Annotated in this window: 16 protein-coding genes and 2 pseudogenes; 5 read left to right on the top strand and 13 right to left on the bottom strand. The window is 69.8% G+C overall.

Features of this window, described 5'->3' with window-relative positions:
- A partial coding sequence (locus ACFV2X_RS50915; RefSeq protein ID WP_385630060.1) for an SDR family NAD(P)-dependent oxidoreductase occupies nucleotides 1-499 on the top strand: 499 nt, incomplete at its 5' end.
- Here ACFV2X_RS50915 and ACFV2X_RS50920 read toward each other — a convergent pair.
- The 3 genes from ACFV2X_RS50920 to ACFV2X_RS50930 all read right to left on the bottom strand — a co-directional run bounded on the left by ACFV2X_RS50920 (nucleotide 484) and on the right by ACFV2X_RS50930 (nucleotide 2,424).
- Nucleotides 484-702: a hypothetical protein gene (locus ACFV2X_RS50920; protein ID WP_385630062.1), complete on the bottom strand. Its 219-nt coding sequence runs from the start codon at nucleotides 700-702 to the stop codon at nucleotides 484-486. The two genes, ACFV2X_RS50915 and ACFV2X_RS50920, sit on opposite strands and share 16 nt — an antisense overlap.
- Before the next feature lie 345 nt (nucleotides 703-1,047).
- Nucleotides 1,048-1,407 carry a hypothetical protein gene (locus tag ACFV2X_RS50925; protein WP_385630064.1) on the bottom strand — a complete coding sequence of 120 codons (360 nt, stop codon included), beginning with the start codon at nucleotides 1,405-1,407 and terminating at the stop codon, nucleotides 1,048-1,050.
- A 630-nt stretch (nucleotides 1,408-2,037) separates the two neighbouring features.
- On the bottom strand, nucleotides 2,038-2,424 hold the full coding sequence (locus ACFV2X_RS50930) for a hypothetical protein (protein WP_385630066.1): 387 nt from the start codon (nucleotides 2,422-2,424) through the stop codon (nucleotides 2,038-2,040).
- Between the two features lie 12 nt (nucleotides 2,425-2,436).
- On the opposite strand from ACFV2X_RS50930, the gene ACFV2X_RS50935 reads away from it, so the two are divergent.
- Both ACFV2X_RS50935 and ACFV2X_RS50940 read left to right on the top strand, forming a co-directional pair.
- On the top strand, nucleotides 2,437-2,634 hold the full coding sequence (locus ACFV2X_RS50935; protein WP_385630069.1) for a hypothetical protein: 198 nt from the start codon (nucleotides 2,437-2,439) through the stop codon (nucleotides 2,632-2,634).
- Between the two features lie 380 nt (nucleotides 2,635-3,014).
- Nucleotides 3,015-3,311 (top strand): helix-turn-helix domain-containing protein, encoded by a 297-nt coding sequence (locus tag ACFV2X_RS50940; protein WP_385630072.1) that lies wholly within the window; start codon nucleotides 3,015-3,017, stop codon nucleotides 3,309-3,311.
- Between the two features lie 35 nt (nucleotides 3,312-3,346).
- On the opposite strand, the gene ACFV2X_RS50945 is transcribed toward ACFV2X_RS50940, so the two are convergent.
- The 8 genes and pseudogenes from ACFV2X_RS50945 to ACFV2X_RS50980 all read right to left on the bottom strand — a co-directional run.
- On the bottom strand, nucleotides 3,347-5,623 hold the full coding sequence (locus tag ACFV2X_RS50945) for a family 43 glycosylhydrolase (RefSeq protein ID WP_385630074.1): 2,277 nt from the start codon (nucleotides 5,621-5,623) through the stop codon (nucleotides 3,347-3,349).
- 96 nt (nucleotides 5,624-5,719) lie between these two features.
- A complete protein-coding gene (locus ACFV2X_RS50950; protein WP_385630077.1) occupies nucleotides 5,720-9,406 on the bottom strand; it encodes an alpha-glucuronidase family glycosyl hydrolase in 3,687 nt (1,228 codons plus the stop codon).
- A 62-nt stretch (nucleotides 9,407-9,468) separates the two neighbouring features.
- Nucleotides 9,469-11,265, bottom strand: coding sequence for a glycoside hydrolase family 2 protein (locus tag ACFV2X_RS50955; protein WP_385630078.1), 1,797 nt, complete (start codon nucleotides 11,263-11,265; stop codon nucleotides 9,469-9,471).
- A 58-nt stretch (nucleotides 11,266-11,323) separates the two neighbouring features.
- Nucleotides 11,324-11,977 (bottom strand): hypothetical protein, encoded by a 654-nt coding sequence (locus ACFV2X_RS50960; protein WP_385630080.1) that lies wholly within the window; start codon nucleotides 11,975-11,977, stop codon nucleotides 11,324-11,326.
- Between the two features lie 8 nt (nucleotides 11,978-11,985).
- The gene (locus tag ACFV2X_RS50965) at nucleotides 11,986-12,822 is read right to left on the bottom strand and encodes a carbohydrate ABC transporter permease (RefSeq protein ID WP_385630081.1); all 837 of its coding nucleotides are present in this window, start codon (nucleotides 12,820-12,822) and stop codon (nucleotides 11,986-11,988) included.
- On the bottom strand, nucleotides 12,819-13,790 hold the full coding sequence (locus ACFV2X_RS50970; RefSeq protein WP_385630084.1) for a carbohydrate ABC transporter permease: 972 nt from the start codon (nucleotides 13,788-13,790) through the stop codon (nucleotides 12,819-12,821). Before ACFV2X_RS50970 ends, ACFV2X_RS50965 begins: the two co-directional genes overlap by 4 nt.
- On the bottom strand, nucleotides 13,787-15,121 hold the full coding sequence (locus ACFV2X_RS50975; protein WP_385630086.1) for an ABC transporter substrate-binding protein: 1,335 nt from the start codon (nucleotides 15,119-15,121) through the stop codon (nucleotides 13,787-13,789). The genes ACFV2X_RS50970 and ACFV2X_RS50975 overlap by 4 nt, the downstream gene beginning before the upstream one ends.
- Nucleotides 15,122-15,646: 525 nt before the next feature.
- Nucleotides 15,647-16,372, bottom strand: a pseudogene (locus tag ACFV2X_RS50980) (Gfo/Idh/MocA family protein); the annotation flags it as partial.
- Nucleotides 16,373-16,636: 264 nt separating this feature from the next.
- On the opposite strand from ACFV2X_RS50980, the gene ACFV2X_RS50985 reads away from it, so the two are divergent.
- Nucleotides 16,637-17,680 (top strand): LacI family DNA-binding transcriptional regulator, encoded by a 1,044-nt coding sequence (locus ACFV2X_RS50985; protein ID WP_385630088.1) that lies wholly within the window; start codon nucleotides 16,637-16,639, stop codon nucleotides 17,678-17,680.
- A gap of 104 nt (nucleotides 17,681-17,784) precedes the next feature.
- Here ACFV2X_RS50985 and ACFV2X_RS50990 read toward each other — a convergent pair whose 3' ends face one another.
- Both ACFV2X_RS50990 and ACFV2X_RS50995 read right to left on the bottom strand, forming a co-directional pair.
- Entirely contained in the window at nucleotides 17,785-18,513 is a 729-nt protein-coding gene (locus ACFV2X_RS50990; RefSeq protein WP_385630090.1) for a DDE-type integrase/transposase/recombinase, read from the bottom strand.
- Nucleotides 18,512-18,634: pseudogene (locus ACFV2X_RS50995) on the bottom strand (hypothetical protein); the annotation flags it as partial. The pseudogene ACFV2X_RS50995 and the gene ACFV2X_RS50990, both read right to left, overlap by 2 nt.
- Nucleotides 18,635-18,811: 177 nt before the next feature.
- Here ACFV2X_RS50995 and ACFV2X_RS51000 point away from each other — a divergent pair.
- Entirely contained in the window at nucleotides 18,812-19,513 is a 702-nt protein-coding gene (locus ACFV2X_RS51000) for a glycoside hydrolase family 97 N-terminal domain-containing protein (RefSeq protein WP_385630092.1), read from the top strand.
- Nucleotides 19,514-19,727: the final 214 nt, after the last annotated feature.

Here is a 19,727-nt window from a genome sequence, read left to right on the forward strand (position 1 = left end):
TCCGGATACCGCATGCCTCCGGCGTACCACCCCGGCCGGACCGCGTCACCGATCCCGACACACATCCAGACCCCGAAACGCCGAAGTCAGTAACCAGCAGGGTGTCTACCTGGGGATCAAGCACGTTGTTCCGGCCATGCGCCGGGCGGGCGGCGGCGCGATCGTCAACACCTGTTCGATCAATGGGTCAGTGGGAGCAGCTGGTTCGTTCTCGTACCAGGCGTCCAAAGGCGCAGTGCGCATGATGACCCGAGCCGCGGCTCTCGAGTATGTCGCCGACAACATTCGCGTCAACGCAGTCTCACCAGGACTCGTGATGACCCCCATGGCAGAAGAGGAGGGCGAGGAGTCGAACAAGGCGTTCGCCGCCGCGACACCGATGAAGCGCGGAGCACGCCCCGAGGAAGTCAGCTACGGCGTACTGTTCCTCGCGAGCGACGAAGCCAGTTACATCACCGGCACCGACCTCTTCATCGACGGCGGCTACACCGCCCAGTGAGCGAGAGCCCGCCACGCCCGCCGCACATGCTCCACGTCGATGGCGGCGCGTTGTCTGGCGAGGGTCTTGAGCTTTCCGGTGGCGGGCGGTTTGCAGGCGAAGTCGTCTCCCTGCCAGCGCTCGTCCCGGCTGTGCATGTCGTCCGTGGCCATGAAGCGCCCGCCGGGCCCAGCGACGTCGTCGCAGGCACGGGTCCCCACCATGGCGGATGTGGCTCTGACGTCGTCATTCGGCCCCGCCCGGACGGCTAGAGCCGGCCCCGATTCGCGAAGATCCGTGACGGCTTCAAGCGGCTCCTCCTGGTGACCGCCGCCTGGTCAAGGCCAAGCCCGAACGGGGTCGTTTCAAGCCGCCACTTCACATTTCGGGGCCGGCTGGGATGTCTTGATGGGGCCGCTGGACAACGTCGAAGCCACCGGGCTCGCACCGTGAGGCGGCGCCCTGCGTTTCGAAGGCTCCAGCGCCGCCTCCGGCCCATGTCGCAGGTTTCTGACACAGCTCCTGCTGACTTCGCAGTGCTCTCGCACGCGCCGCGCGTCGAGCAGGTGTCAGCAGTAGGCGCGCAGCGCCCAGACGAGACTCCAGTTGATCTCGGTGGGACCGGAGTCGGCGGGCGCGACATGGTTCACGGAGCCGTAGTAGTCGAACATCTTGACTATGCCGCCTCCGGGAAGGCGGTTGTCCCAGTATCCGACGCCGCTCCAAGGCTCCAATGCGGACTCGCCGCAGTGCAGGACGAGCTGGTCGCCGCTGCCGCTGGTGGCGCAGAACGCGTCGGGCACGGTGCACGGAGCCGCGGCCGCACGGCTCGTTGAGAAGCTGTCGGTGGCGGCGGCGCCGGTGGTCGTGCCTGTCAGCGCAGCGGCCGAGAGGGCGAGGACGGTAAGGGCGGTGCGTCTCTTGCGCATATGCGCCTGCTTTCGTGTGGGTCCGGTTGCCGTGGTGGCAGCGTGCTGGAACGGGTGTGGGAGAACCTGGGGCGAATCTTGATTGTGCCGGTGGTCGGCGGTGCGTACCACGATCGGGCACGCTGGGCCTTGTGGCAGCGCTGCGCCTACGTACGCCTAACGCTTGAGGCTTGCGGCCCACCGCGGCGCACTCCCGTCTGCGGCGGGCCCTTGCGGTCCGGACGGACATCGGCGACCCACGCGCGGCCGCCGTCAGCACCAGGCTCGATCACCTCACCTGGCTTCGACGTTGTTCAGCGGCCCCACCAAGACGTCCCAGCCGGCCCCAAAATGTGAAGTGACGGCTTGAAACGGCCCCATTCGGGCCTGGCCTTGACCAGGCGGCGGTCACCAGGAGGAGCCACTTGAAGCCGTCACGGATCTTCACGAATCGGGGCCGGCTCTAGCCGTCCGGGCGGGGCCGAATGACGACGTCAGAGCCAGCGGATGAGATTTCCGGCAAGGGCAGAGACCTTCAAGAGGTCATCGACCTGCACGTACAGTGCAGTTGCGAGGGTGTCTATCCCGGTCGTCACACACTGAGAGTGGGCACCCTCGTGTCTATGCAGCTACCCCTTTGGGATCAATCATCTATTCGGCCCGCCGGAAGCGGAAGGGCTTCCCGCCCTGGAGGCCCGTGGGAGTAGCCTCCAAGGTGTCCCCGTCGACCACGACCTCCAGGCTCACTGGAACGTTGACCGTGACGCACGCGGAACTGAACGCGATGCGGTACTCGGTGTCGTCGCCCTCGTCCTTGGCTGTCACCTTCGCGTTCCCGCACAGCCTCATCGGCGAGGTGCCGAGTACGGCCTTGCCGTCCTTGTCGACGCGGATTATCGCCCGGTCCGCGAAGTCGGCGAACCCCGGCGGCTGCGGCCCGTCCGCGGCCCACTCCCCGGTGATCGGCTCCGACTCCTCGGAACACCCGACGAGCAGCAGTCCGACGGCGAGGGCGGTCACAGCGAGCGTTCGACGCATACGGGTCTCCCGGTGACGGACGACAGGCCGGGCCGCATTCAAGCAGATGCGGCGCGAGGCGCGTCAGCCCGTCAGCAAACTGTCCAGTTCGGCTACGAACTGGCACAGTCGCCCCCGCCGATCGACGATCCCGACATGTTGGCCCGCCCCGACATACGTCGACGCGATCGTCTCGGCGGCATCCTCCACGAATACCAACATGCGGCGTGACCTGCACGGATGGGATTTCCGGCAAGAGCAGGGCAGCGCTCGGAGCGGCGTCCGCCGTGGGAGCGGGTCTCGTCGCGATAGCCGTTGACCGGATCGCCGCCCTGTTCTGAGTGCGGCCATGGGCCGTACGCGACAGGCCGCGACGGTAACGCCGCAGGTCAGACTCCTATCGGCTCGGATTCGGCACGTTAGCCGCCGCCAGCGCCGCCCTCGGCTGCGTCCTCGGGCGGCGTGGACAGCTGCCGTGAACGGCGCTTCCCTCGCCTCGGGCGCATGACACGCAGCGATGACTTTTCGAGCGGCACAGCATCGAGGCGGCCGCGGTCGCGGCCGACGGCTATCTGCCGTACACGACCCTGTTCGCTCACGACCCCCTCAGCATGCGGCAGTTCATCGATCGCATCATCGGCCCCGTCCGGCGCTGGACGCCGAACGGGGGACCGATCTGCTCGCCACCCTCTATCAACTTCGTGGACTGCAACGCCGGCCCCGCCCGCACCGCGCGGCTGATGGGCGTGCACAGCAACACCGTGCTCCAGCGGCTCGACAGGATCCCCCAACTGCTCGGTAGCACATGGCGGGACTCGGCGTCGCTCTTCCGTATCTTGGTGGCGGTGCGCCTGCACGCCCTGTCGGAAACCCTTCGGAGTTCCTCACACCCGCTCCGGCGTCCCTGACAGGAGCCCGTCCAGGTGAGTGGAGTGGAGCGGCGTCAGGAGTAGAAGCGCACGTAGTCGAAGCGTGCGGTCACGCCCCTACCGGCCAGGGAGACGAGGCCGATGCGCGGGTCGGAGCCGGCGGGCAGATGCCAGACGCCACCCCAGATGTAGTGCTTCCCGTCCCGGCTCGTGGCCGGCTGGAATGTGTGTTCGCCGGTCTTCGGATCGACGGTGTGGCGCAGCCGCAGCCACATGGTGTCGGCCGACGGGCCCAGCTGCATCTCCGGCCAGCTGTCACGGTCTCGGCCGATCCACAGGAAAGCCTGCCGTGACGGGCCGGTCCGTGTCGGGGCCAGATGGATCGAGTCCTGCGGGCTCTGGAAGGCGATCATCCCGGCCTGGCTGCGCCCGTCGGGGGCGTCGGTGATCGGGAAGTGCAGCTTGGTCTCGACCGTGTAGGTGCCGGTCGGAGCGTCACGAAGCAGCGCCGATGCCATGGTGCCCTTGCCGGAGAAGTCGGCATCCTGCGTCGGCCACACATACTGGCCGTCGGTGACCTTCCCGTCGGCGGGGCCGAACCACGTCCAGCCGTCCAGCTGGTTGTCGTCGAAGTCCTCGTCGTACTCCGGCAGCCGGGCTCCGATGTGGGGGTCCGGCTGTTTGACGGTCACCGGCGGGTAGAGCCGGGTCACGCCGACGTTGTCCACCTCGCCGGAGCCGCGGGTCGAGGCGGCACCGCCACGGCGCCAGTCCTCGGGCACGTCCACCTTCAGTTCGGCCAGCGGCATGTCGAGCATGGCCGAGCTGGCCTGTACATGCGCCGCCCCGTCGCGGATCTCGGCCGTGAGCGAGTGCCAGGTCCGCGGATCGGCGTTCGTGTGCAGACGAGCGGTCCGCTTCCGCACCACCTTCCGGTCCCGGGTGACCTCGACGGAGAGCGTGCCGGTGGAATCCAGCCAGGCCACGGCGTGGTCGGACGGGCCCGCGGACGCCAGGACCAGGCCGGCCCGGCCTTCGTCGTCGCGCAGCCGGACGTCGGCCTCGATCCTCACATCGCCGCCCGGGGCCCGGCGCGGCAGCAGCAGCTGCGGGACCGCGGCCCGGGTCCGGCTGCGGGCATAGCGTCCCGAGTCGGGATCCGAGCCCGTGGTCCAGGAGCCGTGTCCGGGGATGTCGAAGTGGACGAGGCCGTCCTCGAAGGTGCTGCCCGCGTCCCATGCGCCCGTCGGCGCGGTCTGCCGGTCCTCGCTGGTCCAGGCCCCCGCGCGGACCGTCGGCCAGCCGTCGATCCAGTCGAGCCGGTCCATCATGGTCGGCCGCCCGCCCCAGTTGGGATCGCTCTCGTGGCGGTCGAATCCATTGGTGAGGATCCAGTCCTGGCCCGATTTGTCGACCACGTTCGCCGAATGGCCGGTCGCGACCCACGTGTTGCCGTTCGGTGCGTTGACGATCGTGCCGCCCGGGTGCAGGTCGGCCAGGCCGACGCCCTCGGCGTCCTTGAACGGGCCCATGGGGTTCTTGGCCCGCCCGACGAACACCGGATAGGCGCCCTTGTCCCGGGCACAGCAGCCCAGGCCGGAGTAGAACAGGTAGTACCAGCCGTCGCGCTTCACCGCGTACGCGGCCTCGCCGCGCCGGGCGCCGACCACCTGCACCGGATCCCCGACCGGCGCGGTGCCCTCCTCGTTCAGACGCACCGCCTGGATTCCGCCGTCGCGGAACGAGCCGTAGTAGAGGTACTTCTGGCCGTCGGAGTCGACGAACACCGACGGATCGATCTGATTGACCGTCGTCCCGTACGGCAGCACGGGGTGACCGATGTCCTTCCACGGGCCGGCCGGATGGGCCGACGTGGCCAGCGCGATGGTGTTCTTGTCGCCGCCGGCGACCGAGTAGTAGAGGTAGTACGTGCCATTGATGTAGCGGATGTCGGGTGCCCAGTAGTAGGTGCTCGCGAAGTCGCGCCACTCCGGGTGGTTGTCGGGCCCGAAGACGTCACCGACGTAGGTCCAGTTGACGAGGTCGGCCGAGCGTGTGATCGGCATGAAGTGCTGTGACTCCCAGGGGCCTCCCTGGTTGTCCCGGCGCATGCTGGTCTGGGTCGCATAGGCGTACCAGTAGCCGTCCTTACCGCGGATGATCGACGGGTCGGAGAAGGCGTCCGCGACGTTGTCCATCACGGGGTTCTGGTACGTCCCGGGCGGATCGGCGGGATCGGCCGCGGCCGGTCCGGGATGCGCACCGCCGAGGCCGAGGACCATGAGCAGGGCGAGGAGGGCAGCGCCGGGTCTGCCCCGGAGCGAGGGGAATCGTGCTGGCTTCGATGTCATGTCGGGAACTCTCCTTTGCGGATACCGGAGACGCTGGAGATGCCGGGTCGCGGGCCGCGCCCGGAAGAACAGATGGGTGTACGGCGCGGAGGTGGCTCAGACGACGACGAGGGCCGCGATGCGCCAGAGGCCGTTCAGCTTCGAGCCGGTGATCTCCAGGTCGGCGGTGCGCCCATTGGCTCCACCATCGAGGGCGAAGGAGAACCAGACGAAGGCTCGGCTCGGCAGGCTGTCGGAGCCGGAGCGTCCGAGGACCGTGCCGTCCTCGGAGATGGTGGTGACACCCGAATCGGTGAGGGAGTCGCCGGTCAGCACCCACACCGTGTGCTTGCCGGCCGGCACCGGGACGCGCAGGACGATGGGCTTGCCCCGCTGCATGACGATGTCGCGGCGCAGATCGTCGGCGTTGCCCCGGTCACGGGTGTTCGGCCGGTCGCCGACCCAACCGAAACCGCGGACGGCGGTGTAGCCGTCCTCGGGGGACAGCCTGGTGTATCCGGTCAGCAGCGGGCTGGACGGCGGGCCGGCGTCGAACGCCGTGGCCGCGTCATCGGGGTGCGGCGTGGTGACCACGGACACCGACCGGCCGCGCTCGATCTCCTCGTCGCCGCTGGTGAGCCGGATCTCGACGGTGGCGAATCCCGGGGTGGGCACCGGGGCCGCGGTGACGGTCAGCTCTTGCTCGGCTCCGGCGGTGACCGTCACGGTCCGCTCGGTGCCGGACCAGCCGTCGGGGGTGACGAGGCGGGCGGTGACATCGCGGTCCTTGGTGCCGGTGTTGCGCACCAGCACCGTGACCAGGTTGGCCCGGCCCGTCCACCACACCGGATCCGCCACCGCCCTCATGACGACCAGGGAAGGCACCGGGGCGCCGGGGTCCGTGACGGCGAACGCGGACAGCCGCCAGGGGCCGCCCACCCCCGTGAACGTGATGTCCGTGGTGCGGCCGGTGGCACCTCCGTCGAGGGGGAGCTCCAGCCAGGTGAAGGTTCCGCCGGGCTGCTTGGGACTGGTGGCGATGGTGGCGCCGTCCACCGCGACCCGGCTCGGCGAGGCCGTGGCCCCGGTGTCACCGACCAGCGCGTACCCGGTGTGCTTGCCGGCCGGTAGGGCGACGCGCAGCACCCGGGACGAGTTGTGCCAGAGGTGGTCGCGCAACAAGGGCTCGCCACCGCGGTCCCTGGCCGACGGGGCGGCGCCGACCCAGCCGTGGCCGGCCGACGCCGACCAGGCAGACTCGGGGGTCAGCGCCTCGTAGCCGGGCATCGAAGTCCCGTTCCGTGGACCGGCGTTGAGCGCCACGAGGCAGCGCCTGCCCTCGGGGGCCACGACCAGGGACGGCGGGCGGCCGTCGAGCCGGGTGAGCTTCGGTGCCACGTCCAGGTCCAGGGCGGCGACGGTGCCCGACAAGGGGGGTGTGACCGGCAGTTCGAGCTCGGCGGTGGCGGCCCCGGCGGCGGACTGTTCGGCGGGTTCGGTGTGCCAGTCCGCCGACGGTGGCCGCAGTGCGACCGTCAGGTCGCGGTTCCGTGCCGAGGCGTTGGTGACGGTGACCGGCAGGAGGTTCGGCCGGCCGCCGAACAGCACCCGCGAACCGTTCAGCGCCGCTTGCAGCCATTCCCGCCGCGCGTCGACGACGCGGCTCTTGTCGAAGAAGAATCCGACCACCGTGTCGCGCCAGAACGTCTCGTGCTCCCGCTGGGCCTCGAAGCCCGCCTTGACGGCGGCATGGCGCTGCGGGTCGACCTCCCCGGACAGTTTGCTCCATCCGGCGAGGAACCGGTCGATGTGGTCGGCCCCGGTGAAGTGCGTATCGTAGATGTGCTGGATGACCGTCTTGCCCGACCGCAGCCGATGGTCGTACGGCACCCAGTGCATGAACAGCAGCAGGTCGTCGGGACAGGTCGCCGTGGACTCGTAGTGCTGCTGCCACGGCCGTGGGTAGAGCCCGGTGAAGCCGCTGCCGGTCGCCTCGGTACGGTCGAAGCCGGTGCCCTCGGTCGTGGAGTGGTGTGACTGGAAGAGGGTGCCCAGCGGGCTCGGGTCCAGATGGTCGCCACCGGGGTCGGTGAGATAGCCCATCCCCAGCGGCGAGGTGTAGTCCTCGTACGTCCGGCGCGAGTGCACGAGGATGTCGGCCACGACCTCGGTGACCGCGCCGTCGGTGCCGAAGGTCAGCCCGGCCCACTCCGCGGCCAGGTCCCGGGGACCGGCGTCCGGGTCCCAGCACATCCTGCCGAAGGCATAGGTGTTCGCCGCTCCCATCAGATAGCCGGTCCAGTTGCGGGCGTTGCCGAAGTTGCTGACCCCGGCGATGCCCGCCCGCGGCGCACTTCCCCGCGGCGCACTTCCCCGCGGCGCAGGGCCGTCGCCGTCCGCGAGGATGTCGGCGACGGTCGGTCCGGTGCCGGGCCCCTGCGTCGGGAAGGTCAGCACCTCCCGCCACAGCGGAGCCAGATAGGTCGTGTGGAGCGTGTGGCCTGTGTACTCCTGTGTGAGCTGGAGTTCCAGCATCTGGTTCGTGTGCCGCATCGCGCCGAACAGGGGGTGTACGGGCTCGCGGATCTGGAAGTCGATCGGTCCGTACTTGGTCTGGAGGATGACGTTGTCGTCGAACTTGCCGTCCAGCGGGGCGAACACCCGGTACTGGTACTCCGCCCAGTCGCTGAAATCCTCGTGGACGAAGCTGCGCCACACGATCTGCCCGTCGTGCGGGGCGACCGTGCGGGCCAGCATGTTCGCGCCCTCGGCATGGGTGCGTCCGTAATCCAGCGGGCCGGGCTGCCCCTCCGAGTTCGCCTTCACCAGGAACCCGCCGAATCCGGGCAGGCTCGTGAAGATTTCGGCGCTCTTGTCCTGCCACCACCGCTGGACCCGTCGATCGGCGGGATCGGCCGTCGTGATCGGATCCGCGTCGTCTGCGGTCAGGATCATCGGACTGGCGTAGTTGACGGACAGCCAGACGGAGATGCCCCACGAGTGGAGAAGTGCCGCCAGGGGTCTGAGTGCGGTCAGCATCTCGCCGGTGATGAAGTCGGCGTCGGCGTTCACATTGTTGAGCACCGAGGCGTTGATGCCGATCGATGCCATGGACCGCGCGTAGTCGACGAGCCGGTCGGAGATGTCCGGCAGCTTGTCCCACTCGAAGAGCGAAGTGCCCGCGTAGCCGCGCTCGATCGACCCGTCGAAGTTGTCCCAGTGATTCATCATGCGCAGCGCGGTGCCCGGCTTCTCCACGACGGACAGCTTGTGCAGTGGCCGCTCGAGCTGGAGCAGACGGATGAGATGGAAGACCCCGGCCAGTACGCCCCGATCACTGCGGGCTCCGACGACCAGTCGCCGCCTGCCCGGCGGGCCGGTCATCTCGATCACGAACCCCTGCTCACCGATCCGGGCCAGCCGATCGGGGCTCACCTGGGATCGCACGACCGGTGACTCGTCCACCGTGCCGATGACGACCGAGGCACGATCGGCGGGAACCCGGGCCGGTGTGCTGCCGGTGAGGCCCCGGGCGGCTCGACGCAGTTCCGACTCGGCGTTGCCCATGACCGGGCCCTCGCCCTGACGTACCAGACCGGCCAGGGCCTTCCGGTACTCGGCGAGCCGCCGGGGATCGGTGGTGGGGCGGTAGCGCAGCCAGAGATCGTAGCCGTCCTCATCGGGGGTGTCTGCCGATGGGGCGAAGCCGGCCGCCGTGCCCCACGGGCTCAGTGCGGTGGCGAAGGCGAGAGCGGATGCCTGGAGCACTCGGCGACGACTGTGCTCGTGCTCGGATCGCGCCATTGCGGTTTCTCCTCTGCGGAAGAACGAAGGGAATTGCCCGAGCCCTCAGACGGTGAGACACGCTATGTACGGGTTCGGGTGAGAATCGCGCGCAGTTCGTCCAGGGGGATCTTCGGCTGCCGGTCCGGTGTGAGCAGGCCGTTGGTCTCTTGTTCCGTGTCGGTGAACTGGGTGTAGCAGTAGCCCGCGAGCCCGGAGTCCACCGCGGCGGCCACCAGGTCGGCGAGGCGTTCCGCGAAGTCCTCCTTCGTGGCCACGGTGTCGTAGCCGAACCACTCGGCGCCCTCGGCCGGCTCGAAGGTCGCGCCGCCGAACTCGCTGAGGACGACGGGCTGCCCTTGATGGCGTACGCCGTCCAGGGTGAGCCGTTTGGCGCCGGGCCACCGCTCGGCGAACTCGCCCTGCCGCAGCGAGGCGTGGCCGTAGCGCTTGCGCAGTACGTCCCCGCGCTGGGTGTAGTCGTGGACACCCCAGATATCGGCGGCGGAGATCTCCCAGCCGTCGTTGGAGACGGCGGGGCGGGACGGGTCCAGGGCCTTGGTCAGGTGGTACAGGGCGTCCATGAAGTGGCGCTGCGCGGGGACGAGCGCAGGGTTCGGCACGGACCAGGACTCGTTGATCGGGACCCAGGCGACGATCGAGGGATGGCTGAGGTCGCGGGAGATGGCTTCGGTCCACTCGGCGACCACGCGCTCGACGGTCTGTGCGCCGAAGGTGTACGCCGACGGCATCTCCTCCCACAGCAGCAGCCCGAGCCGGTCGGCCCAGTACAGGAAGCGCGGGTCCTCGACCTTCTGGTGGATACGCAGCCCGTTGAGGCCGATCTCCTTCGCCAGTTCGACGTCGCGGCGCAATTCCTCGGCCGAGGCCGACAGATGCGATGCGGGCCAGTAGCCCTGCTGGAGAGCGAACCGGAGGAAGTACGGCTTGTGGTTGAGGAGGAAGACGCCGTCGTCCCAGCCGATGTCGCGCAGGCCGAGGTAGGACGTCGCACGGTCGACCGGTGTGTCCTCCGCCGCGTCGCGCAACTCCACCACAGCGTCGACGAGTTGCGGACGCTCCGGACTCCAGAGCAGGCCGTCGAGATCCTGCGCGTGGCGCAGGGCGGGCACCGCGACATCGAACTCCGTCTCCTGGCCCTCGATCAGCGTCCGCTGCTCGGCGAGCACCCGCTCACCCCGCGCGAGGCGGACCGTCACGGTGAGCGGGCGCTGCGGCCAGTGGCCGAGCCGCAGCCGGCAGCGGACGCGGGCGTGGGCGACCTCGGGGGTCCAGTGCAGGCGCGCGATGTGCTCGGCCGGGACCTCTTCCAGCCACACCGGCTGCCAGATCCCGGAGGTGCGGTGGTACCAGATGACATGCGGATCCCGGCGCCAGTCCTGCTTGCCGCGGGGCTGTGCGGCGTCGAGCGGCTGGTCCTCGGCGCGGACGACGACGGTCTGCTCGCCGTCCCGGTCGATGGCGTCGGTCAGATCGCAGGTGAAGCCGGTGTGCCCGCCCTCGTGCCGTCCCACCAGGCGGCCGCCCAGCCAGACCTCGGCCCGGTGGTCGACCGCACCGAAGTGCAGCAGGAGCCGCCGCCGGGCGGCCGGCCGGGCCACGTCGATCGTGCGCCGGTACCAGAGCACGGAGTGGAAGGCGGTGTCCGCCACGCCCGAGGCCGCGGACTCGGGCGGATAGGGCACGGTGACGGTGCCGGTGAACGGTGCGGAGTTCGCCGGGTCCATCCAGCGGTCGGCGCGACCGCGGTCCTCGTCGTCGTGGGCGAACTGCCAGGGACCGCCGAGGTCGCGCCAGTCGGGATCGCGGATCAGCTGCGGCCTCGGATGGCCTGCGGCGTCCAGGTGCGGGTGGGGCATGCGTGAACTCCGGTGGTGTGGTGCGTGGGTGGGGGATGGGAAGGTGCCGCGTTACCGTTCAGTTCTCCTGGGCGTCCGCGGGCTCCTGGGCGTCCGCGGGGGTGCGGAGGTCCACGACCGTGGCGGCGAACGCCAGTGGGCCCGGCAGCAGCGGGATCAGCAGCGGAATCGACCAGGCCAGGAGCCCGCTGAGGATCACGGCACCGGCCAGCAGGAGACTGCCGCGCGGGTTCGCGGCCGAGCGGAGCAGCGCCTCCCGTGCGGACAGGACGTGCGGTGCCGCCAGCGCGGCCGCCCGCAGCGCCACGACCGTGGCGCCCAGGATGAGCAGTGCGAGGGCGGGCGCCACGACGGCCGCACCGGGCAGCGCGGCACGCATCAGCGCGGTATCGATCAGGACGACGACCGCGAGCAGCGGCGGCACCAGACCGAGGGCCGCCGACCGCGCGGACAGGTGGGCGCGGAGGTGAGCGCCGTACGTACCGGCCCTGACCTGCACGTCGTTGCCCGCGGCCTGCCGGAGCGTCGCGGACGCCGCGGCGAACGCGGCCGGGGCGGTGACGACCGGCAGGCAGGCGAGGCTGGTGAGCAGGCCGATGAGCAGCATGTCGGCGAAGAGGGTGAAGCCGGAGCCGAAGACCTCCCCGGGTTCCCGGCGCTCGCGCCGGGGCGCGATCGGTGCGTGGGCCATGGTGTTCCGTGCGTGGGCCATGGTGTGCCTCACCCCTTCAGTCCGGACGTGGCCATGCCCTGCACCAGGTAGCGCTGGAAGACGAAGAAGAACAGCACGATCGGCAGCACCGAGATCACCGACATGGCGAACATGGGCCCGTACGCGGAGGTGCTGGACTGGTCGACGAAGCTGCTCAGGGCGAGGGTGATGGTGTACTTCTCCGGCGCGAAGAGATAGATCATCTGCGTGAAGAAGTCGTTCCACGTCCAGATGAACGTGAAGATGGCCGTGGTGATCAGCGCGGGCCGGGCCAGCGGCAGTGTGATCGACCAGTACGTACGGAAGGGACCGCAGCCGTCGATCCGCGCGGACTCCTCCAGCTCACGCGGCAGGCCGCGCATGAACTGGACGATGAGGAAGACGAAGAACGCCTCGGTGGCCAGGAACTTCGGCAGGATCAGCGGCCAGTAACTGTCCACCAGGCCAAGCCGGTTGAAGATGATGTACTGCGGGATCAGTACGACGTGGTGCGGCAGCATCAGCGTGGCCACCATGAAGGCGAACATCACCTTGCTCATGCGGAAGCGCAGCCGGGCGAAGGCGTAGGCGGCCAGCGAGCAGGACAGGACGTTGCCGAGGACGGCGCCCCCCGCGATCAGTACGGTGTTGCCGAGCAGGCGTGTGACGGTGACGCCCGAGACCCCGTCCAGGGCGGTCGTGTAGTTCGACCACTCCAGGTGGCTGGGCCACAGGTCGAGGCTCGTCATCACCTCGTCGGCCGGCTTCAGCGAGGTGGCCAGCAGCCAGGCCAGCGGATACAGCAGGACGAGCAGCGCGACGGCCGAGATCGTGTGCGGCAGCCACCGCTTCGTGGCGATGTTCATCGGCCCTCCTCGTCCGCGTAGAAGACCCAGGACCGGGAGGTCCGGAACAGGATCAGGGTGATCGCGCCGATGGCGATCAGCAGCAGCCAGGCCATCGCCGCCGCGTATCCCATATGCGAGGCCGTGAAGCCGCGCTCGTACAGGTACAGCGTGTAGAACATCGTGGAGTCGGCGGGGCCGCCGTCGCCGCCGCTGATGGCGAAGGCCGGGGTGAAGACCTGGAAGGAGTTGATGACCTCCAGGACCAGGTTGAAGAAGACGACCGGGGACAGCATCGGCACGGTGATGGACACGAACTGCCGCCAGCGGCCCGCGCCGTCGAGCGCCGCGGCCTCGTAGAGGTCGGGCGAGATCTGCTGGAGGCCCGCCAGGAAGATCACCATGGGCGCGCCGAACTGCCACACCGTCAACAGGACGATCCCGTACACCGCGAGGTCGGGGTTGCCGACCCAGCCGCCGGTGTGGATGCCGACCGAGTCCAGGATGTCTGCGACGGTGCCGCCGTCGGTGAACAGCGCCTTCCACACCAGGGCGATGGACATGCTCGCGCCGAGCAGGGACGGTGCGTAGAACGCGGAGCGGTAGAAGCCCCGGCCCCGGCTGAGGTTCCTCAGCAGCATCGCCACACCGAGGGCGAGGCCCAGCTTCAGCGGGACGGCCACGGCGACGTACAGCATCGTGGTGCCGACCGACCGCCAGTAGCGGGGGTCCTCGGTCAGCATCTCCTGGTAGTTGCGCAGCCCCACCCAGTGCGGCGGGTCGAACAGGTTGTAGTCCGTGAACGACAGGTACAGGGACACGCCCATCGGCACGAGGGTCAGCACGACCGCGCCGATCATCCACGGGGACAGGAACACATAGGCGGGCCACTGCCGTTCACGGACCTGGCGCCGCTTGCTCTTCCGCGGGCTCGGCCGCGTCGTGCGGGTGGCGCGTACGGGCGCCCTCGTCGTCGAGACCGTACTCATGGCTCCAGCTCCCGGTTCGCCTCGTCGATGAGTTCACGTGCGGCCTGCCGCGGTGTGGCCATGCCGTAGATCACGCGTTGGTAGCCCCGTTTGAACGCGGTCTGGATCGCGAGGTCGCCGGGTGGCGGTGCGGTCGGCGGGATGTCCAGGCCGTACTTCTCCATCGTCTGCGCGTAGTCGTAGATCTCCCGCTCCGGTCCCTCGAGCGTTTTGGCGAGGCGGGCGGCGATCCTGCGGTTGGGCGGGGTGGACCGGGAGAAGCCGAGGATGTCGCCTGCCCGTGGGTCGTTCAGGAGGAAGTCGATCAACTGGGCCGCCTCCTCGGGGTGTTCGCTTTGCGAGCCGATGCCGAGGAGCATGCTCGGCTTGAAGTACGCGCCCTGCCGGCCGTCGGTCGTGGGCACGGGCGCGAAGTGGATGTCCTCGCCGAGCAGGGCCGTGTACCCGGGGAACGGCGCGTCCCAGGTGAAGTCGGCGGCCGCGAGACGGCGGCCGATGGGGCTGGTCTCGGTGCTCCTGGCCTGCACGGTGTCCCGGGCCTGGGCGATGGCGCCCTCTTCGCGGAGCGTGTCGAGGAACGACCAGAAGGCGGTCAGATCGTCCTCGGTGAAGCCGAGTTTCCTCTGGTCCGCGTAGAGGTTCTTGCCGCGGCTGCGCAGCCAGGTCTCGAAGACGTCCTCGTTCGTGCCGCCGTCGTTGGCGCCGGTGAAGTGACGTCCGTCGGGGGACTTCAGCCCCAGGGCGGCGATCTTCTTGTTGGCCTTCGCCCAGTCCTGCCAGGTCCAGCTGGGCCGGGGCGTGGGGATTCCGGCCTTCTTGTAGACGGCGGAGTCGTAGGCGTATCCGGTGATGCCACGCCCCATGGGCAGGGCGAACTGCCCGCCCTTGTAGGTGCCGGTGCGCAGGAAGTCCTTGTCCATGTCGGAGGTGCGGATCGTCCGGTCCTTGATGACACCGTCCAGCGGCATGATCGCCTTGCCACTCGCGTACTGGGAGATCTGCCGGTAGTCGAGCTGTACCACGTCGGGTACCCCGCCGCCGGCGGCCTGCGTGGCCAGCTTCTGGAGATACGAGCCGAAGTCGCCGTTCGATGTGCGCACGGTGACACCGGGGTGTTCCTTCTCGAAGAGGCGGACCGCCTTCTCGGTGCGCGCGGCACGGTCGTCGTTGCCCCACCAGGAGAACCGGAGAGTGATGCCGGACGTGTCGCCGCTCGCGGCGGAGCACGCGGAGAGCGTGCCGGTCAGGGCGGTGCTGAGGCCGACGGTGGCAACGGCCAGGACGGCCCGGCGGCTCGGGCGTGGGAGCCGGCCGTTCGGAGGCTCGGGCATGGGGACCTTCCAGGGGAGGAGAGGGTGTGAAGGGGAGTGCTGCGCAGGGCAGTCGGAGGGACGTCAGATCCCCGGATAGGCGTCCAGGCGGCCGCACATGCCGAAGCGTCCGTGTGCGGTGAGCCCGGTCGCGGCGACCTCGGCCTCGGCCAGGTGCCGCTCGTCCTTGTCGCGCAGGGCGGCGAGGTGGGCCGCGGTCTCCGACGTGGCGGCCCGCGTGCCGTCGCGCCGGCGCCGCTCCCAGGCGTCCACCAGGGGGCGTACGAGATCGGCGGCGGCACGCTGGAACTCCGCCAGCGGCTTGGGGTCCCCGCTCTCGGTGGCGTCGCGCAGCTCCGGGAACCAGCGCGTCGCCAGATAGCGGCGGGCGCGGGCGACCGCCACCTGTTCGGCCTCGGGGACATCGGAGGGGATCCGGATCGCCTCCGCGTAGGTCTCGGCGTCGGTGAGCAGGTCGGGCGGCAGCGTGAGCACGGCGTTGCCCGCCTCGGGCAGGCCGCTGTTCTGCATGACGACGGTGATCTCCAGCCGCCAGTCCGCGTTGCGATAGCCGTAGAGGTGGGTCAGTTCGATCGTGGCGAGCTCGCAGTCGATACGGATCCGGCTCACCTCGTCGGGGCTCAGCACACTGTTGACCGCGGTGGCCACAGGAGCGGATCGGTCTGGTGGATGCCGTGCCCCATGGCGGGCCCGCCGCCCTCGGTCGCCCACCGCCCGCGCCACGGAACGGAGTAGTGGGCGGCGCCCCGGTACCAGGGGGTCTGGCAGTGGGCGACGAGCGGGCGGCCGAACGCCTCCTCCCGCATCAGCCCGCCGCACATGGCGCGTGCCGGAGCCGAACCGGTACTGGAAGACGATGGAGGCGTACGGTCCCGCGTCCCCGGGCCTCTCGGCGGTCTCGACGGCATCGAAGTCGGCGAGGGACCGGCACGGCGGCTTGTCGCACCACACCCAGGCGCCCGCCTTCAGCGCGGTCACCGCCTGGTCGCGGTGCACAGCGGGGGGTGTGCACAACACCACGAGGTCGGGCCGCAGTTCGCCCAGGGTCGCGTCGAGGTCCGTCGAGGCGTGCGGGATCCCGGCGCCCGCCGCGAGCGCGCGCACCGCGTCCATGTCGACGTCGACGGCGGCGATCTCCACCTCGCCCGCGTCGGCGAGCGTCCGCGGCGCGGGCAGGTGGCTGGAGTGCGCGACGCCCCCGGTGCCGACCACGGCTGTGCGCAGTGGGGTGGTGGAGCGGTGCGAAGGCATGCGGACCCTCTCATGAGATGTGCGGTGAGCGTCGGCGCCGTGGGCGCGGGCGGGCAGCCCGGACCCGCCCGACGGACAGCAGTCGGCTGCCCGCGTGACGCCCTCGGTGGCAATCGCTTGCTATCGATTGATTCCAACGTTGTAACCGCGATATCTCGCCACGGTCAACCCCTCCGTTCAGAACGGGATTCCGAGCCCCCTGGAGCTGACAGCCCGCCGAAGCCCATGCATAATGCGGAGAAATACGGGTGAGGAGGTTGGCCAGTGGCCGCGGTGACGCTCAAGGACGTGGCGGAGCGGGCGGGGGTTTCGATCAAGACCGTGTCCAACGTTGTACGCAATGCTCCCCGCGTATCCGAGACCACGCGGAAGCGCGTACTGGAGGCCGTGCACGAGCTCGGCTACCGGCCCAACCCGTCGGCCCGCCGCCTGCGCACCGGGCACAGCGGCCTGATCGGCCTCGCCGTCCCGGATCTGGCCACGCCGTACTTCGCCGAACTCGCCCAGCACGTACGGGCCGAGGCCGCGCACCTGGGCCTGACCGTCCTGATCGAGGAGACGCTGGGCGACGCGACGGAGGAACTGCGCCTGGCGACCGGCGTCGGCGCGTCCCTGCTGGACGGTGTGATCCTGTCGCCCCTGGGTGTCTCGCCCGATGAACTCGCCGCCGTGGCCAACGAGTTCCCGCTGGTCCTGCTCGGGGAGCGCAGCTACGAGCGCGACCAGGTGGGGGCCGACCACGTCCTGATCGACAACGTCGCGGCGGCGCGCGACGCCACCGCGCACCTGGCCGCCCTCGGCCGTACGCGGATCGCCGCCATCGGTGTGGACCAGCAGGCGTCGGCGACCAGTCGTCAGCGCCTGGAGGGCTTCCAACTCGCCCTGCACGAAGCCGGGGTGATCTACGACCCCCGGCTCGCCCCCGCCATCAAGGAGTTCGACCGGCGCAATGGCCTGCTGGCGATGCGCGCGCTGGCCGCCCTGCCGGCCGGCGTACGCCCCGACGCGGTCTTCTGCTTCAGCGACCTGCTGGCCGTCGGTGCCCAACGCGCCCTGTTCGAAGCGGGGTTGACCATCCCGGACGATGTCGCCGTGGCGAGCATCGACGGCTCCGACGAGGCGCTCTACAGCACGCCGTCCCTCACGTCCGTGGTCCCCGACAAGACCGCCATCGCCTCGCTGGCCGTGAAGTGCCTGGCGGCCCGCATCCGCTCGGACGAGCCCCTGCCGTTCGAGGTGCACACGGCTCCGCACTGGCTGCACGCCCGGGAGTCCACGAACGGCGGGCGCCAACAGCTCTTTCGCTGATCCGGGCCGAGGGGCCGTCGGGATGAAGGACGGTCCCTCGGCGCATGAGCGCTCAGCCGCTCCTGGTGACGGTCATGTGCCGCCGGCTTGCGATCCCGGCCTGGTCACGTACCCGACCGCGCCCCGGGTGCGAGTGCTTGGTCGTTGGGGAGCCGCTGTCGCGTCTCGTGGGGTGTGAGGTACCCGAAATGAGGGTGCTTGCGCAGGCGGCGGCGGTTGTAGAAGGTCTCGACGAAGGTGAAGACCTCGGCCCGTGCAGTGGCCCGGTCGGGCCAGAGCCGGGTGCCGATCTCTTCCGTGAGTACGGCCCAGAAGCTGTCGGCCGCGGCGTTGTCAAAACACGAGCCGGTGGCGGCCGGTGCTCCGACGAGGACCCAACGCGCGTATCGCAGAACGCAATTCGGCGGAGGTGTATTCGGCGGATTCAAGTGGTCGCTGTGCATGATGCAGCCGGGTTCCAGGTTGTCCCGGCCGTGGGCCATCCGCAGAGCGTCGACCACCAGCTCGGCGCGATGGTGGTCGGCCATCGCGTAGCCGACGACCTCGCGCGTGGCCAGGTCCAACCAGCAGGCCAGGTACAGCCAGCCCTCACGCGTGGGCAGGTCGGTGATGTCCCCGACCAGCCGGGTGCCTGGCCGGGCCGCGGTGAAGTCGCGGCCGAGCGGGTCCGGGGCCGGCCGTGCCTGCTTGTCGGGCCGTGTCAGCGAGCGGCGTCTTCGGCGCGTCACGCCGGCGATGCCGTGTTCGCGCATGAGCTGCTCCACCCGCTTGCGGTTGACGGCCCGGCCCAGTCTTCCGCAGTGCGGCGTGCACGCGCGGTACCCCGTAGGCACCTTTCGAGGACAGGTGGATCACCGTGATCTCGTGGAGCAGGGCCGTATCCGCAAGCTCTCGTGTCTGCCGGACCTCCTCGGCCTCCAGCCAGGCCGATCCAACTCGCGGCCGCTGTTGCACCGACGGGTTGAACCCAGGGCGGCTTTTTTCGGGATCTCGACGGTCTTCTGCTGCTCGAGGTTCTTCTTGCGCAGTCGCCTGAGCTCCTCGCGCTCCACGCTGGTCAGATCACCAGCCCCTCCATCACCGGCATCGATCCGGTCACGCCTGGCCCAGCCACGCGGCGTACTGCGGACCGTGCAACCGGCGACCGGGCCAAGGCTGGACCTGATCGTCCGGGTCTTCGACGACGGCGTCGGCTTCCGCTACCGCCTGTCGGCCCAAGCCGGGCTCGACCGCTACACCGTGACCGCCGAGAGGACCGAGTTCTCCTTGCCACCGAGCGCCACGAGCTGGTCGCTGGAGGCGGGCACGGACTGGAAGGCCGATGAACGCTACTACCGGCGGGCCCGGCTGGCGGACGTGAAAACCGCCCAGACCCTGCTGTCATTGGCCACCCAGGGTGGTGAGTACATCGTGGTGCACGAGGCGGCGCTGATCGACTATCCGAGCATGACCCTCGCCGCCGACGGTAACCGGCCCGGCACCCTCACCAGCGAGCTGATCGGCCTTCCCGATGGCGCGAAGGCCCGCCTCAGGGGTGAATTCTCCACCCCATGGCGCACGCTGGTCATCGGCGGCCGACCCGGCGATCTCGCCGAATCGCATCTGATCGAGAACCTCAACGAGCCGTGCGCGCTCACGGACACGTCGTGGATCTCGCCCGGCACGTACGTCGGTGTCTGGTGGGAACTGCAGCGGCGACACAGGACCTGGACCGAGGGACCGCGTCACGGCGCCACGACTGAGCGGGTCAAGCGCTACATCGACCTCGCCAGGGAGGCGGGCGCGAGTTCCGTACTCACCGAAGGCTGGAACACCAACCCCGGCGGTAACTGACCGGCCAGGACTTCCTCACGCCGCGGGCCGACTTCGACCTGGCCGAGGTACTGCGATGCCCGCCTGGCCGTGGAGACGGTACCCGATTACGCGCCCATAGCCGGCGGAGCCGCCCAAAGGCGACGGCCAGCCGGGCTGGAAGAGCTACCTCCAGCGGCTCGCCACGACATCGCAGCTTTGGGGGTGGTGCCAGCATCACCTCTGATTCGGGGCC

It is taken from the genome of Streptomyces sp. NPDC059679, from assembly GCF_042734105.1.
Lineage (GTDB): Bacteria > Actinomycetota > Actinomycetes > Streptomycetales > Streptomycetaceae > Streptomyces.

What these genes read in the sequence shown, in the direction of transcription:
- ACFV2X_RS50940 (WP_385630072.1), top strand. Translation starts at nt 3,015, where the DNA reads ATGCGGCAGTTCATCGATCGCATCATCGGCCCCGTCCGGCGCTGGACG.
- ACFV2X_RS50930 (WP_385630066.1), bottom strand. Translation starts at nt 2,424, where the DNA reads ATGCGTCGAACGCTCGCTGTGACCGCCCTCGCCGTCGGACTGCTGCTC.
- ACFV2X_RS50955 (WP_385630078.1), bottom strand. Translation starts at nt 11,265, where the DNA reads ATGCCCCACCCGCACCTGGACGCCGCAGGCCATCCGAGGCCGCAGCTG.
- ACFV2X_RS50960 (WP_385630080.1), bottom strand. Translation starts at nt 11,977, where the DNA reads ATGGCCCACGCACGGAACACCATGGCCCACGCACCGATCGCGCCCCGG.
- ACFV2X_RS50970 (WP_385630084.1), bottom strand. Translation starts at nt 13,790, where the DNA reads ATGAGTACGGTCTCGACGACGAGGGCGCCCGTACGCGCCACCCGCACG.
- ACFV2X_RS50975 (WP_385630086.1), bottom strand. Translation starts at nt 15,121, where the DNA reads ATGCCCGAGCCTCCGAACGGCCGGCTCCCACGCCCGAGCCGCCGGGCC.
- ACFV2X_RS50920 (WP_385630062.1), bottom strand. Translation starts at nt 702, where the DNA reads ATGGTGGGGACCCGTGCCTGCGACGACGTCGCTGGGCCCGGCGGGCGC.
- ACFV2X_RS50965 (WP_385630081.1), bottom strand. Translation starts at nt 12,822, where the DNA reads ATGAACATCGCCACGAAGCGGTGGCTGCCGCACACGATCTCGGCCGTC.
- ACFV2X_RS50925 (WP_385630064.1), bottom strand. Translation starts at nt 1,407, where the DNA reads ATGCGCAAGAGACGCACCGCCCTTACCGTCCTCGCCCTCTCGGCCGCT.
- ACFV2X_RS50950 (WP_385630077.1), bottom strand. Translation starts at nt 9,406, where the DNA reads ATGGCGCGATCCGAGCACGAGCACAGTCGTCGCCGAGTGCTCCAGGCA.
- ACFV2X_RS50945 (WP_385630074.1), bottom strand. Translation starts at nt 5,623, where the DNA reads ATGACATCGAAGCCAGCACGATTCCCCTCGCTCCGGGGCAGACCCGGC.